The sequence below is a fragment of the Arcicella sp. GW822-FHT02H01 genome (genome assembly GCF_058802005.1).
In genome coordinates, this window is record NZ_JBXANT010000001.1 from 3,766,916 (window position 1) to 3,782,712 (window position 15,797).

A 15,797-nucleotide genomic window follows, 5' to 3' on the forward strand; every position below is an offset into this window, starting at 1 on the left:
AGATTGGATTGATATTTTTTTGTAACACACATACCATGGATAAATAATTACCTATTTGCATTAGCTTTAAACCATATGAAATAATAATAATGAAACAATTTTTAAAAATAGCGGGCATTATTTTACTAAGCTTAGTACTTGTTATTATAAGTCTATTCTTGTATTTCAGAACACCCGCCGGTGAACTATTTTTAACTGAAAAAGTAGTTTATTACCTACAGAAAAAACTCAAGAAGCCATTTACTATTAAAAGAATTAGCTACAGTCTTCCAGATTGGATTGCCCTTGAGGGAGTCTACCTGCCTGATGATAAGAACGATACCTTAATTTATGGCAACAAAATTCATATAGATATTGATATGCTTGCCTTATTACGCAATAAAGTAAGCATTAATAAACTTGAATTAGAAAACATCAACATCAACATAAAGCGTACCCTACCTGACACAGCCTTTAATTTCAACTATGTTCTAAAAGCATTTGCAAGCACTGACAACAGTATTACTGTAGATACTACAGCTAAGAAAAGCACTCCTTTAGATTATTATTTAACCAATATTTTACTTAATAAAGTAAGAATAACCTATCTGGATGATGTTACAGGGGTAGATGCTAAGGTTAGATTAGACAATGTTGAGACATCCTTCAAAGACATAAATCCTACTACTTCTCAATATCATTTAGATAAATTAGCTTTAAATGGTGGAAACTTATCGCTACGATTATATCAAGCTTTACCTAAAAAAACAATTCCAGAACCAACTTCACCATCTGATACGCTAGATTTAGCTTTTGGAGAATTTGATGCCAAAAACTTTCAATGGAAAATCGTTGAAGAAAGTGCAGGCTTAGTCAATACGGTAAAATTAGGTGCCTTGAATGTGAAGGGAGATAAAGTATATTTAGCAGGCGAGCAAGTTCATTTAAAATCTGTCAATTTATATAATACAGACGCTAAAGTTAGTTTCCTGAAAAAAGCTAAGAAGGACAAAGCCAAAGTCCCTGTAAAGGCTGACACTACAGCACCTAGTAACTGGAAAGTATTGGTAGATAAAATTATCTTCGATAAGAATAATATTGAATATCAAGACCAAAATCAAGTTGCTTTAAAGAAAGGACTTGACCCCAATAATTTAAAAATCAATAACTTGAAAATGAACGCAGAGCGTTTCTATTTCTCTCCTGATAATATTTCAGGGTGGTTATACTCAAGTTCATTTAAAGAAAAATCTGGTTTTGAACTCCAACGATTCCAGACAGATTTTGCCTATACCAATCGTCAGGCATTTTTGAAAAAACTCTATATCAAAACGCCTAATACGCTTATCAGAGACGAAGTGTCGTTGAGTTATGCTTCTTTTGACCAGCTAAGTAAAAATATAGGGGCTTCAAAAATTAAATTGAGCCTTAAAAATAGCCAAGTTGCTTTTCAGGATATTCTATTATTGATGCCTGAATTTGCCAAAATGCCTCCTTTTAAAGGCAATGAAAAAGCTTTAGTGAAAGTGGATGGACTAGCTACAGGATATGTCAATAATTTAAACATTAGTAAGTTTTCATTGACAGGGTTTGGTCAGGCCAGAGCCAACTTACAGGGAACTATTACGGGGTTACCAGATGTAAACAAAGTTGCTTTAAAATTAAATATTAAAGAGGTTTCGCTTACTAAGAGCGATATACTAAAATTAGCGCCTGCTAATACTATTCCCAACAGTATTGAACTGCCTAACAAGGTAAATTTAGTAGGGACTATTAATGGCAAAATCCAGAATTTGGCAATTAATGCCAAAGTAAAAACCGATATGGGAGCCGCCGCCTTTAATGGTAGATTGGTTAACATTACAGCCGATAAAAATCAGCAATACGAAGGTACGATGAGCTTGACTGCTTTTGATGTAGGCAAGTTTATCAAACAAACAGAAAACGTAGGGAAACTAACACTGAATGCGAAAGTAAAAGGCCGAGGATTAGACTTAAAAACAATGAATACTGCTATTCAAGGGACTATTCAGGAGGCTCAAATAAAAGGGTATAATTATAAAAATTTAGTTTTTGAAAGTACCATCGCACAGCAAATTGCTCAGTTAAAAGCTCATATAACTGATCCAAATATTACGCTAAGAATAGATTCAAAGGTTGATTTATCGAAAGAATTTCCGGGCATACAAGGAAACATAGTAATTGCAGAATTGAATTTAAAACCATTGGGTTTTTATGCTGATAACATTGGTATTCATGGGAACATAGATGTTGATATGCCATCTACCGACCCGAATAATCCTAATGGAAAAATCACGATTCACGAAGCGACACTTTTCCAAGATGGAAAGCCAATCAAGATTGAAAATACCATCGTAACGGCACAGAATACCGCAGCAGGAAAAAGTTTTGATATTCAAGCACCTTTTTTAAAGGCTACCGTAAAAGGGAACTTCAATTATTTACAGTTGTCTGATATTTTGCTTACGAATATCAATCGTTATTTCACGATTCCTGATATTGCTTATAAGCCCATTACTGAGCCTTATAATGTATCAATTGAGGCAAAAGTGGTAAAACACCCTCTTTTCAAGGCTTTTGTGCCAGGCTTAACTAGACTAGATACTGTTCGTCTATCGGCAATGCTTAATAACAAGGCTGATACGGTAATGAAGATAAGTTTAGTTTCACCTAATCTGGAATATGACACCATTAAAGTGTTAAATTTTAGGGCTAACGTATATGCCAACGTTCAAACGTTGACCTATCAAGCTGGTCTTTCAGGGGTAGAAATGAGTGCTTTCAGGCTCAGAAAAACTTTTTTGAATGGAACTGTTGCTAACAATACAGCCACGTTTAAAGCTATTTTCAAAGATTCTATCGACCAGAATAGAAACGAAGTGGCTGGATTGGTTCAGAATGCTGATAATCAATACAAAATTCGCTTAGTGAAAGGTGGACTAAAATTAAATTATAAAGATTGGTCAGTTGACTCTACAGGTTTTATACAATATGGCAAAGCGGGCTTGTTGATTAATAATTTTCAGATAGAACAAGAAAAACAACGCTTATTAGTCAATAGTACAACTAGCGAGCCGAACGGTCCAATCAATGTGACGGCTGAAAACTTTAGGATTGAGAATTTTGTCACGCTTTTTGTGCCCGATTCTACAATGGCAAGTGGGAAAATTGATGGAAAAGTCCTGTTAAGTAATTATATGGTTTCGCCATCATTTACGGGAGATGTAAAAATAACTGATTTCTTTTTCCAAAAGACTTCTATTGGTAATTTAGACATCAATGTCTTCAACGAAACAGCTGACAAGATAACTGCCAAAGCTACCTTAATTAATGCCAATAATGACTTACAAATAACAGGGAATTACTACCTCAACAATGAAAACCCTTTTGATTTGAGGTTAGAAATCAGAAAGCTAGGGGCAGAAACAGTACAAGCCTTTAGTTTTGGACAGTTAAAACAGGCTAAGGGATGGTTGCAAGGGCAAGCTACGATAAAAGGTTCAACAACAAATCCACAGATTGTAGGCGACTTAGGCTTTAACAATGTTGGTTTCAATGTTTCGCAACTAGGTAGTAGATTTTTGGTAGATAAACAGCAATTGTTTTTTGAAGGGACTACTATCCGCCTCAAGCAGTTTACAATGAGCGATACCTTGAATCAACCTTTGAAGATTGATGGTACGGTCTCGTTAGCAGATATTCCTAACGTAAAATATGATTTGACGATTGATACCAAAAACTTTATGGTATTGAACTCTAATAGAAAAGATAATGACTTCTTTTACGGAACAGGCTTTATAGATGCTCGTTTAGCAATCCAAGGTATTTCGTCAGCTGCTAAAATTGAAGGAGATATTAAGGTTAGGGAAAACAGTAATATTTCTGTGATTGTACCAACCAGTTTAGATGAACAGAGTGAAAGCGAAGGGGTGGTTATTTTTGTAGACCATAACAACGAAGCACTGGCTAAAGAAGATACTGCCCAGTTATCAGCGGTAAATGATTTTTTCTCAGAGATGTCACTCAATATAGAAGCAGATGATAAATCAGAATTCACGATTGTAGTAGATGAACTGAATGGAGATAATTTAAAAGTAAAAGGAAATGCACGATTGAATGTGGGTATAGGCCCAGACGGACAACCATTTATTTTAGGTTCTTATGACCTTACAGAAGGAAGTTATGGCTTAACGTTTGAGGTACTTAAACGTCAGTTTACAATCCAAAAAGGTAGTAGCATTATTTGGTCTGGCGACCCTATGAATGCCGATGTAAATATTACTGCGATATATACTACAGAAACAGCACCGTTAGACTTGATGTCGAATGAAACGGAAGATGTTGCCCGTTTCAGGCAAAAAGTTCAGTTTGATGTATTATTAACGATGGCTGGACGTTTGACCAAGCCTGATATTACTTTCAAGATTCGTCCTTCTGAAACACAGAAATTAGTGAGCACTACAGTTATCAGCGATATTCAAGCTCGTTTGAATAAATTAGATGCCAATGAAGTAAACAAGCAAGTATTTGCTTTATTGATTCTGAATAGATTTTTCTCTGAAAAATCATCCGACTTTTTCTCAAGTAGTGGTGGTGGTAGTGGTACAGAAGCTTTAGCACGTCAAAGTGTAAGTAAGTTACTGTCAGACCAACTTGATCAACTCGCTTCTGACCTAATTAAAGGTGTTGATTTAGACGTAAATTTATCGTCAACCCAAGATTTTTATGGTGGAAAATCAAGTGCTAGAACAGATTTAAGTCTTGGACTTTCTAAAGCATTTTTCAATGATAAGATTCAGATTAAAGTTGGGCGAAATTTTGAATTAGAAAATCAAACGAATATCAGTAGGGGCTCTTCAGAAGTATTTGATAACCTTCTAGTCAACTATAAATTGACAAATGATGGACGTTATCTCTTTAAGGCTTTTCGTAAAAACCAATTTCAGTCTGTTTTAGATGGCTTTGTAGTTGAAACAGGTATTGGTTTTACATTAACGATAGAATATGGCACTTTTAAAGAAATTTTTAATAAGTCCAAAAAGTAAATAGCTTATCTCTATAAGGAAATCAACATGAACGATAACACATTTATATATTCCTCAAAACCTCGGAAAATATCCTCCTCTAAAGGGATGTTATTTGTCACATTTGCATGCTTAATATTATTCATTACAAGCTGTTCGGTTACTAAAAAATTGCCAGCTGGCGAAAGCCTGTATGTGGGAGCAAAAATTAAGATTCAAAAAGATTCTGTTATTAATAAGAAAGAAGCTAAGACGGTTCAAACACAGCTTGAAGCGTTTGTTAAGCCTAAGCCAAATGCCACAATTTTTGGTTTTCCATACAAGGTTTGGCTTTACTATTTATTTGGTGAACCCAAAAGCGAAAAAGGATTTAAGAGTTTCTTTAGGAAAAAATTTGGCGAACCTCCAGTGTTGGCAAGCAAAAGTGTAGTAGGGGCTAATTCTAAACAAATAGGACTATTATTAAATAACCAAGGGTACTTTAGGTCGTCTGCATTTGGGGTATTAACTGAAAAAGACAGAAAAGCTACTGCCGAATATACTGTTAGTTTACACGAAAGATACATCGTTGATACTGTTGTATTTTCAGTAAAAGATACCAGTGCTTTCAGTAAAGCCTTTGTGGCTTCTCAGCCAAGGTCACTAGTTAAAAAAGGAATGCCTTATCAGTTTGATGTGATAACGGCTGAACGCGAACGCATTGATAGAGTATTGAAAAGACGAGGTTTTTATTATTTCAGACCAGACTTTATTATTATCAAAGCCGATTCTTCGTTTGCTACTCATAAGGTAAATTTAACTTTTGAGATAAAGCCTTCTACATCACAAGTAGCCAGAAAGCTTTATTCGATTAGAGAAGTACACGTATTATCAGATTATGGTGAATCTACAGCAACAGATACCCTAAAAAACCAAGAAATCAACTTTGATGGTATAAAAGTATTTGATAGAACAGAGTCATTCAAACCAAAAATCTTTGCTGATGCGATTGGGTTTCGCCGTGGAGTAAAATACAGTAGTAATGTTCAAGATGTGTCCTTGTCGAGATTAATCAACTTGAATGGAAACTTTAAATTTGTAAAAAACACATTTGAATTAGTCCCTCGGTCAGACTCAGCACTTTTAGACGTATTTTATTACTTAACACCGCTAAAAGCAAAATCAGTGGTAGTTGATTTGAATGGAACGACTAAATCCAACAACTATACTGGTTCTAATATAAGTATCTCGTGGGTGAATAAAAATGCTTTTAAAGGGGCCGAATTATTGAAAGTTACTGCCAATGCTGGTATTGAATTTCAAGTGGGAGGAGCAAGCAGTACACTCGGAGCATTGAATACGACCAGATTTTCGATAGAAAGTAATTTGACCTTACCAAGGTTTACGATTCCTTTCGTTACTATTAACCCAACTAAAAATCAGTCTTTACCTAAAACAAGTATCAATGTTGGTTATGAGCAACTAAAAAGAGGAGGACTGTATGACCTTACATCACTCAGGACATCGCTTACTTATGCATGGAAACAAAGTACTGCGATAGAACATTCTGTTACGCCTATTTTAGTTAACTTAGTAAAGGCTTCTAATTTCAGTGAAGACTTTGCTTTGGAGTATTTTAGAAATCCAATTTTATACGAAGAGATTTTAGATAATAAAATCATCATTAGTACGGCTTATACGTTTTCGTATATGCCTCAAAATAAAGCTAATGCTACGCACAACTTTTCATTTACAGGTGGCGTAGAAGTAGCAGGTAATTTGGCAAGTTTATTATCTAAACTAACATCAAGTGATGGGTCATCAACAACACTGTTTGGAGTAACCTATCCACAATATGCAAAATTTGATGCTGACTTTAGATATAGTTATCGTATCAACCAATCACTTCGTGTAGCCAATCGTTTCTTAGTAGGCTATGGTTTACCTTATGGCAATTCGTACTTTTTGCCAACCGTAAAACAATATGTAGCAGGTGGAAATAACAGTATTCGTGCTTTCCCTGCAAGAACTATTGGGCCAGGAAGTTATTTAAGAACAGGGTCGCTACTAGAACAAACCATCGGTGGGCAGTCGGGTGATATTAAATTAGAATTTAACACTGAGCTTAGAGCCAAATTTAACCAATACATCCACGGAGCCATCTTTATTGATGCAGGAAATGTTTGGATGCAAAATGATGCAGATATTTATGGTCCTGATGCTGTATTTGGCAAAGACTTTTATAAACAAGTAGCGATAGGTACGGGGATAGGATTAAGATTAGACTTTAACTATTTAGTACTTCGTTTCGATTTAGCAACACCAGTACGCAAACCATATTTGCCAGAGAACGAGCGTTGGGTCTTGAAAGATTTTAATTTAGGAAGCCCTGACTGGAGAAAAGAGAATTTAGTATTAAACATTGCCATTGGTTATCCATTCTAACCAATGGCAATTGGGTTAATACCTTATCGTTTAATGAGCGTACCATCAAAATTGATTAGCGTCATAGCTAATATAGTATTAGCCGCTAATTCTTTTTGATTAAGGGATTGATCAATGGGCGATTCACCAACGCTTAAAAGTTCCTTTATTTTGGCAGGTTTTTTATTTAAATCTGCCAATTCTTCTTGATAGAGTGCTTTTAACACATTGATTTCTGTAGGACGAGGATACCTCGAAATCATGGCTTTATAAGCGAAAGTAATTCTGGTTTCTGGGCTTTGCCCGCCTTCACGCATCATTCTTTCGGCTAGTTTTCTAGCAGCTTCATTATATTGCGGGTCATTCATCATTATCAACGACTGCAACGGCGTTGATGTCTTTTGTCGTTTTACTACACAGAAATATCTTTCTGGGGCATCAAATGTAATTGAGGATGGAGGAGGAGAGGAGCGTTTCCAAATAGTATAAAGCCCCCTACGATATAATGAATCTCCATGTTGCTGGCGATACGAAGTAGCATTTCTAGTAGCCAATGCCTCCCAGATGCCACTTGGTTGATAAGGATATACACTTGGACCACCAATTTTATGCACCAACAAACCACTGCCTTCTAAAACGGCATCTCTGATTTGCTCATGCGCATAACGATAACTTGGTCCTCTGGCGAGCAACCGATTTTCGGAATCTATTTCCATTAAATCTTTACGTTTTTTTGAAGATTGCTGATAGGTAGCAGACATTACTATCAATTTTTGCATGGCTTTGATATTCCAACCAGACTCGCGGAAAGTAGTAGCCAACCAATCTAACAAAGCTGGATGTGAGGGCATCTCGCCTTGATTTCCAAAATCATCAGAAGTTTTGCAAAGACCAAAGCCAAAGTAGTTTTGCCAAAAACGATTTACAGCAACCCTAGCAAAAAGCGGATGGCGTTCATCTAAAAGCCATTGAGCTAAGCCTAATCTATTTTTTGGCAAATCATCATCAAAAGGTAGCAATTTATTAATAACGCCATGAGTTACTTCTGTAGAGGGGGCATCATACGCACCACGACTTAGGATGAAAGTTTTTCTAGGAATCTTTCGTTCGCTCATTATCATTACCTCCTTGATGTCAGTCGCCAAGATATTTTCTTTTTCTCTCAGTTGGAGGAGGTTTCTGGAATAGGCAGAAAAATAAGGGTCAAAATTCAGTCTGTAATAATCAAAGAGCTGTTGCTTTTGTATCACAGTCCATTCATTACGAGGCGTTTTCAGAATGTCAGAAACCTGTTGTTTATTTTTAGCGAGACCTAGTACTTCTATAGGAGATAACTGACGTGTATAAATTTTTAATTCATCTACCGCAAAATTTTGCATTGTTTCATGAAATTCTTTCCCCATCATAAAAGGTAAACTCGACCAATTGGTATGATGTTCGCCAAATTTCATTGACTTTTTTAAATTATCAACCAATACAGTCGTCTTCATTTCTTGACCGTTCTGATAAATTTTCACTCCCGATGCTTTACTGCTTCCATCATAAGTGAGTGTAATATTTTGCCATTGTTTGTAAAGCACTTTATCAGTCGTAATGATATCAATACAGTTGGCAGGCCAAACATAGCTAAGGCTAACTTGTAAAGAGCCATCTGACAATAGCCAACACTTATAGCCTCTTTGTCCTTCAAACTCGCCATTAGAAGAATTATAAATAGGACCATGTTCACCTCTTTTCAGAGGATTTATCCAGAGACTTATAGAAAATGGCTGTACTCTTTCAAAATCCAAGACTCTGTGGAAATCAATACCACAATCACCTCTAAATAAAATTCCATTGCCTACTTTCCCTTTGATAAACTTGGGTCTTCTGTCCATATCACCAGCAATCCATCCACCAATAGAATCCACTGCTGTGTTTTGATAAGCAATGTTTTTTACTTCAATTACTTCCTTTTTAAGGGTGTTATCAAAGCGTTTATTTGTTTTAGGAATGATGCGTTCAAAAGAGAAATTAGCGACAAGGTCTTTATTGCTAATGGCAAATTTTGAAGGGTCTTTTTGGGCAGATAATACCCATTGGTCAAAATTCTTACGATAGATTGGGTAGGCAGGTTTAATAGCCTCCTCAAAAGGAGCTATTTTCTTTTTAATAAAATCGATTTTAGCCTGAATATCAGCAGTAGGAAGCATTACAGTTGGCGAAGCTTCGCCATTATAAGGAATAATGCCTGATTCGTTGTTGTTATTGAAAAATGCTGATAACTGGTAAAATTCCTTTTGAGCAATTGGATCATATTTATGGTCATGACATCTGGCACATTCTACAGTTAATCCTAAAAATGCTTTACCGAAAGTACTTACTCGGTCAATCACATATTCAGTACGATATTCTTCATCTACCACACCGCCTTCTTGTGTCTGTGGATGATTCCTTAGGAAACACGTAGCCATCAATTGTTCTTGTGTAGGGTTTGGTAGTAAATCACCTGCTAGTTGCCAAGTAACAAATTTATCATAAGACAGGTTTTTATTAAATGAATTAATTACCCAGTCACGCCAAGGGAAAGCATTTCTCATGCCATCGTCCTGATAACCGTGCGAGTCGGCATAGCGGGCAATGTCTAGCCATTCAACACCCATTTTTTCGCCATAATGTGGCGACTTTAATAATCTATCTACTACTTTTTCGTAAGCATTCGGAGAAGTATCTTTTAAAAAGGCATCTAATTCTTTAACAGTAGGAGGTAGCCCCGTAATATCCATACAAACTCTGCGAAGCAAGGTAGCTTTTTCTGCTTGTTGTGAGGGCTTAATGTGTTGTTCTTCTAGCTTTTGTAGAATAAAATTATCGATAGGATTTTTAACCCATTCATGCTGTTTTACGGTTGGTACTTCGGGTTTTTCAATCTCTGTGAAAGCCCAATGTTCTTTGTATTCAGCCCCTTGCTTTACCCATTTTATCAATAAGGCTTTTTCTACATCTGTTAGTGTTAAATTGGATTTTGGAGTAGGCATCACCATGTCGGGGTCATGCGAAAGGATTCTTTTAATGAGTTCACTTTTATCAATATTGCCTTCAACAACAGCCCTATTGCCACTTTTTAGTTTTTCAGTAGCTCCTTCAAAATTTGTTAATTGCAAACCTGCCTCTACTTTACTTTTATCAGGACCATGACATTTAAAGCACCTATCTGATAGAATAGGTTTGATATGAATATTATAATCAATTTTATCGGGGAGTTTACTTTCAAGAGTGGCTAACTCAGCAGGTGTTTCTGAGCTACCACAAGCCAGTAAGAGCATGCAGAATAAAAATATTGCTGATTTTTTAAACGTTGTGATTACCATAACTTTACTTTCGTTGTTAAAAGTATAAGTAAATATAATCTTGAAATACTTAAATTTAATAAGGTGTTGTAGGGTATATTTTACAGAGGCTTGATGATGTTTTTCTTTGAGGTTTAGATACAAAAAAAGCACTTCCGAAGAAGTGCTTTTTTAAAAAGAATATTTTAATAATTACTAGAAGAATTTAGCTCTGTTATCAACAACTTTAGCATTTTCTTTGATTGCTTCGTTGATATAGAATGATGTTCTTTGAGCAGCCATCATTTTTGCTGAATTCTTATAAAGTGTTAAGTCTGCAATAGCTGGTGCTGGAGTAGACTTGGTAGTTTCCATAATGAAAACACCACCTTCACCTTTGAAAGGCTTAGATCTTTTTCCAACTTTTAAACCAAATGCTTTACCAATCGCAGTTGGGTCTGCACCTGCACTACTTAATACACCTTGTGCTAACGTAATGTCTGTAGCTGTTTCAACTAAAGCTCCTGCACCGTATTTTTGAGCAATTTGGTCTAAAGTACCTGTAATACCAGCTAATTTTTTCTCAATTTGCTCTGCTTTCAATTCGCTTTTTACTCTTGCAGTTAATTCCTCTCTGAAATCATCCACTTTTACTTCATCCTTATCAGTACTTCCTGTTACTAAAGCAACGATATATTGATTATCATTTTGGAATACTTCTGATACATCACCTACTTTAGTATCGTCGTTGAATGCCCAACGAACAATGTCACGTGCGTTCTGTAAGTTGTTAAAACTATTAGCTCCTTCAGGGATTCTGTCTCCACGAAGCATCAATAAAGATTTATCTTTTTTCAAGCTTGCTTGAAAAGCTTCTTTTGTCGTATTGGCTACCGCAAAAGCATCTGCTTTACGCAAAACTTCGTCCATAGTAGATTGACTTGGAGAAATCGTACGATTGATTGCCGCTAATTTATAACGAGTATTCGTTTTAGCTTCTGTTACTTTTACGATATGGTACCCGAAATCAGTTTCAACAATATTTGGTAATAAACCTGTTCCAGAGAAACCAAAAACTGCGTTCTCGAAAGGTTTTATCATTCCACCATTGTTTTTGAAGTAACCTAAATCTCCACCTTGTTGAGCCGTTCCATCAGTACCAAATTGTTGTGCCATTGCTTCAAAGCTTGCACCACCTTTAATTTGAGCTAAGATACCTTCAGCACGCTTACGAGCAGCCGCTTTTACAGAATCAGAAGCATCTTTTGGTGCATTGATTAAGATATGGCTAGCACGAATTGTGAATAATGAATCTTTTTGGATACCACCGTATTTGTAAATAGAATATGTTAAGCCATTTTTGAATGGACCATAAATACCTCCTGGGGTCATGTTTGCTAATTGTCCTTTTACTGCTTCTGGAATTTCAGCTAACGTAGAATAATAAGGAGTTTTAATGTCCGAATTCATCATTGCAAAAGCTGAATCGTTTTTAGCAATTGCTAATTCTTTCGCCAAACGTTTGATATCGTTGTAGAAAGAAGCTGTGTCTAATTTCGAAGGAATAATTGGGAAAGTAACATATTCAATAGAACGAGTAGTTTGTCCTTTAAACAACTCTTTGTGAGACGACAGATAGTCTTCTAACTGAGATTCTGTTACTTTAATCGTAGAATCTGCTACTGAATAAAAAGGAACATATAAATAACGAGCATCTACTTTAGAAGTTTGAGCAGTATAGTCTTTTTGAGCTTCAACATTGGTAGTATATGTTGACATTCTTAAAAGGTTTTCATACTTCGTTCTTAAACGGTCTTGGCTCAATGATTTCTCAAAATTTACCCAAGCTTGTTGTTGAGCAGGAGGCAAAGTTTTGAAGTTTTTCAAGAATTGAATAACGTAATTCTTATCGAATTGACCAGTCTGTGGATTAGTGAATTGCTGACGAACTGATGGGTGAATGTTTGTTCCTTGTACCATGTCAACCAATTCAGCAGGAGAAACCGCTAAACCTAATGCCTCATATTCTTTGCCATAGGCCAAATCCATGATGTACTGATTCCAAACTTGGTCACGAATCATCGCTAATTCCTGTTCTCCAGGACCACGACCAGATTGCTGTGTGTATTGTTGCGTAATTTCGTCAACTTTCTTTTGAAAATCTTGATTTTTGATTTTTTCTCCTCCGATTTCACCAACTACATCTTTTGGAGTGCCGAAAAAACTCGAACGACCTTGAAAAATGTCTCCACCGACAAGGAAGAGAATTAAACTGATGGCGATTGCCGCCGCCGCAATCCCCGACTTTTCTCTGATTTTGGTAATTAATGCCATTTTTAAATATTAAGTTATTGATTTTCGCTATCTATCAGCTCCAAAGCATCAAAGACAAGGTTTTTGATAATGAAATAATAATGTGATACTAATCTTCTGATAGACTCTATAGAACCCAAAAGAAACGCAAAATAATTACTTTATTGGCTAATATCAAAATCTGAATTATGTTGGATAAGCTCTATCAATTCATAAATGGTAGTATTGTGTCTTAATATTCTCTTAAATAAGGGGTGAGCTTTGTAGATACAATTTGATGATTATTGATATAAGTATTTGATAATCATGCTGTTTGTTGCTATTCTGCTACGCAATTTTGTGTAACGGTATTGTTTTTTTTTACTTATTGTATTTATAATACTTTTAATAATTTTTGTTCAAATTTTGTTACTTATTAATTAATACTAAGTCTATTGATATAGATAGCATCTAATTAACTTACAATAGTTTAATAACAGTTTGTTATTTTTCGTTTTCATCCGTTTTATGAAAAAGATTGATTACATATCCTTATCGAGACATTTCAGTGGCGAAGCAACTGATGCTGAAAATTGTGAGGTTTTTAGATGGAGAGATAGTTCTAATACTAACAAGCGAACGTATAAGCGATTATCTGCTCTTTATGATATTAACAAGAAATCATCAAACAATATCGATTCAAAATACGAGACGTTTGTCTGGAATAAGATTATTGGCAAAGTCTTGTCAGAATAAAAATTTTTTCTCTACATAGTAAAATGACTTCAATATTGAAGTCGTTTTACTATGTAGAGAAAAAATTATTTTACTTTAAAGCTTACTTTAACATTTTCCCAAAGCAATGATATTTCATTTTTTGAGGAAACTTCATAAGTGAGTCTTTCATAAAACTTTTTAGCTTTCTTCACAGGTACAGTAACACGCAAAACATCCTCATCTTGTTTGTAACTGAAAGCTCCCCACTTTATCGTTTTGTTAAAAATAATAACCCATTCTTTTTCATTGGGAATAACAAAGAAGGCATATTTTCCAGCCGATAATGCTTTGCCTTCTACTTCGATGTCATTTGAAGTAGTAAAAGCCGTTGTCTCGTTAGCACCAGCACGCCATACTTGGCCATACGGAACTAGTTTTCCCCATATTTCTCTTCCATTTACAGCAGGTTGACTGTAATCAATAACGATGGATTTGCCGTTGATGCTTGCGGTTAATTGTGCAGGAGGGCTAGGGCGTGTAGCTTTATCTTGTGCAAAAAATTGGATACTCAACAAGAGTAAGGTCAATAACAAAATAGTCTTTTTCATTTTTTTTGTACTTTTGAGTGAATAAGTAAATTTATCGCCTCAAATTTGACGATAACTTGTTGAAGCTACTTGTTCATCAGTTGTTCAAGTTTATTCAAAATGTATCACGCTGATTAGTAATGACTAACGAAAAATTTTATATTGATAAATGTAAAGAGCTAATTGAAAAACAATTAGAATGGGGTGATAGCGAACACTGGCAAAATCAAGATTTTGATGTATTAAGCGAAAGAATATTTGAAGCAACTAAAGTATCGCTGAGTAATAGTACCTTAAAAAGGTTGTGGGGGAAAGTCCGTTATGACAGTACCCCGAATCTGACGACACTGAATGCTTTAGCTCAATTTATTCATTATGAAAATTGGCGCGCTTTTACCTCAAATGGGTTTCAACCTAAAATAGACGTCCGCGAAGAAATTCCTCACAAAATAGAAGTTGTTACGAATACTCCTCAAAGAAGTATTTCAAAAGGATATTTTTGGGTGATAGGCTTTTTTATGATGGGGCTATTATTAGGTATTTGGGCATTTCAAAATAAAGCTAGACCTCTTACTTATGGTAAAGTATTATTTAGTAGTATGCCTATCACTTTAGGTGTGCCTAATACTGTATTGTTTTATTATGATGCTACAGATTCTAATGCTGATAGTGTATTGATACAACAAAGTTGGGATAGTAGACTTCGTGTTAAAGTCGATAAAAACAAGCATCAATTTGCCAATACCTATTATTTGCCAGGTTATTATAAAGCTAAACTGGTGCTCAATGATTCGATTGTCAAAGAACATGATTTGTATATTGAAACTGATGGTTGGCTAAGGACAATAGATAAAGAATCAATGCCTGTATTCTTGCCAAAAAAACAAGCTACCAAAGAAAATGTGATAGGCATTAGTGAAGAAGATTTAACAGATCAAAAATTTGATTTGGAAAAGAACATTCCTTGGGTAAGTATTTTTAAAGTGCAAAAAGATTTACAAATACCTAGTGATAATTTTGTTTTTGAAACTGATATTAAAAATACATTTAATCGTGGAGATGGTATTTGTCATAAAACTAAAATAATTTTAATGTGCATGAACGGAGCACACGTCATTCCGCTTTCAATTAAAGGATGTGTTGGTGAATTGAATGTTGTTTTAGGCAATGAATTACACGAGGGAAAAACGTTAGATTTATCTGGGTTTGGAGTAGATTTTTCTGATTGGGTACATGTTAAGATGGAAGTAAAAAATAGTGAAGCTAAGATATTTATTAACCAAAAACTGGCTTTTGAGGGTAATTTTAAACAAAGTTTAGGTATGCTTGTCGGTCTGCGGGCATCTTTTAAAGGAGCAGGAGAGATAAGAAATGCCAAATTTTATGTGAAAAATAATTTAGCTATAGCCCTATAATCAAAAAAGCTGAAATAAGAAACTATACCTTATTTCAGCTTTTTATTTGTG

General features: G+C 35.2%; 7 protein-coding genes. 4 read left to right on the top strand and 3 right to left on the bottom strand.

Annotated elements, in window-relative coordinates; translation table 11 throughout:
• Nucleotides 1–89: 89 nt before the first annotated feature.
• Both AC1RNE_RS15765 and tamL read left to right on the top strand, forming a co-directional pair.
• The gene (locus tag AC1RNE_RS15765; RefSeq protein ID WP_492802097.1) at nucleotides 90–5,045 is read left to right on the top strand and encodes a translocation/assembly module TamB domain-containing protein; all 4,956 of its coding nucleotides are present in this window, start codon (nucleotides 90–92) and stop codon (nucleotides 5,043–5,045) included.
• Between the two features lie 27 nt (nucleotides 5,046–5,072).
• Nucleotides 5,073–7,448 (top strand): translocation and assembly module lipoprotein TamL, encoded by a 2,376-nt coding sequence (gene tamL / locus AC1RNE_RS15770; protein ID WP_492802099.1) that lies wholly within the window; start codon nucleotides 5,073–5,075, stop codon nucleotides 7,446–7,448.
• A 23-nt stretch (nucleotides 7,449–7,471) separates the two neighbouring features.
• Here tamL and AC1RNE_RS15775 read toward each other — a convergent pair whose 3' ends face one another.
• Nucleotides 7,472–10,732 (bottom strand): DUF1553 domain-containing protein, encoded by a 3,261-nt coding sequence (locus AC1RNE_RS15775; protein ID WP_492802101.1) that lies wholly within the window; start codon nucleotides 10,730–10,732, stop codon nucleotides 7,472–7,474.
• Between the two features lie 219 nt (nucleotides 10,733–10,951).
• On the bottom strand, nucleotides 10,952–13,069 hold the full coding sequence (locus tag AC1RNE_RS15780; RefSeq protein ID WP_492802103.1) for a peptidylprolyl isomerase: 2,118 nt from the start codon (nucleotides 13,067–13,069) through the stop codon (nucleotides 10,952–10,954).
• A 486-nt stretch (nucleotides 13,070–13,555) separates the two neighbouring features.
• On the opposite strand from AC1RNE_RS15780, the gene AC1RNE_RS15785 reads away from it, so the two are divergent.
• Nucleotides 13,556–13,783: a hypothetical protein gene (locus tag AC1RNE_RS15785; protein WP_492802104.1), complete on the top strand. Its 228-nt coding sequence runs from the start codon at nucleotides 13,556–13,558 to the stop codon at nucleotides 13,781–13,783.
• A gap of 65 nt (nucleotides 13,784–13,848) precedes the next feature.
• On the opposite strand, the gene AC1RNE_RS15790 is transcribed toward AC1RNE_RS15785, so the two are convergent.
• Complete coding sequence (locus tag AC1RNE_RS15790; protein WP_492802105.1) at nucleotides 13,849–14,352, bottom strand: DUF2911 domain-containing protein; 504 nt, start codon at nucleotides 14,350–14,352, stop codon at nucleotides 13,849–13,851.
• A 119-nt stretch (nucleotides 14,353–14,471) separates the two neighbouring features.
• Between AC1RNE_RS15790 and AC1RNE_RS15795 the strand changes: the two genes are divergently transcribed.
• On the top strand, nucleotides 14,472–15,746 hold the full coding sequence (locus AC1RNE_RS15795; protein WP_492802107.1) for a hypothetical protein: 1,275 nt from the start codon (nucleotides 14,472–14,474) through the stop codon (nucleotides 15,744–15,746).
• Nucleotides 15,747–15,797: the final 51 nt, after the last annotated feature.

Excerpts from the sequence above, each read along its gene's own strand:
- AC1RNE_RS15785 (WP_492802104.1), top strand. The coding sequence starts at position 13,556 with ATGAAAAAGATTGATTACATATCCTTATCGAGACATTTCAGTGGCGAA.
- AC1RNE_RS15790 (WP_492802105.1), bottom strand. The coding sequence starts at position 14,352 with ATGAAAAAGACTATTTTGTTATTGACCTTACTCTTGTTGAGTATCCAA.
- AC1RNE_RS15795 (WP_492802107.1), top strand. The coding sequence starts at position 14,472 with ATGACTAACGAAAAATTTTATATTGATAAATGTAAAGAGCTAATTGAA.
- AC1RNE_RS15775 (WP_492802101.1), bottom strand. The coding sequence starts at position 10,732 with ATGCTCTTACTGGCTTGTGGTAGCTCAGAAACACCTGCTGAGTTAGCC.
- tamL (WP_492802099.1), top strand. The coding sequence starts at position 5,073 with ATGAACGATAACACATTTATATATTCCTCAAAACCTCGGAAAATATCC.
- AC1RNE_RS15765 (WP_492802097.1), top strand. The coding sequence starts at position 90 with ATGAAACAATTTTTAAAAATAGCGGGCATTATTTTACTAAGCTTAGTA.
- AC1RNE_RS15780 (WP_492802103.1), bottom strand. The coding sequence starts at position 13,069 with ATGGCATTAATTACCAAAATCAGAGAAAAGTCGGGGATTGCGGCGGCG.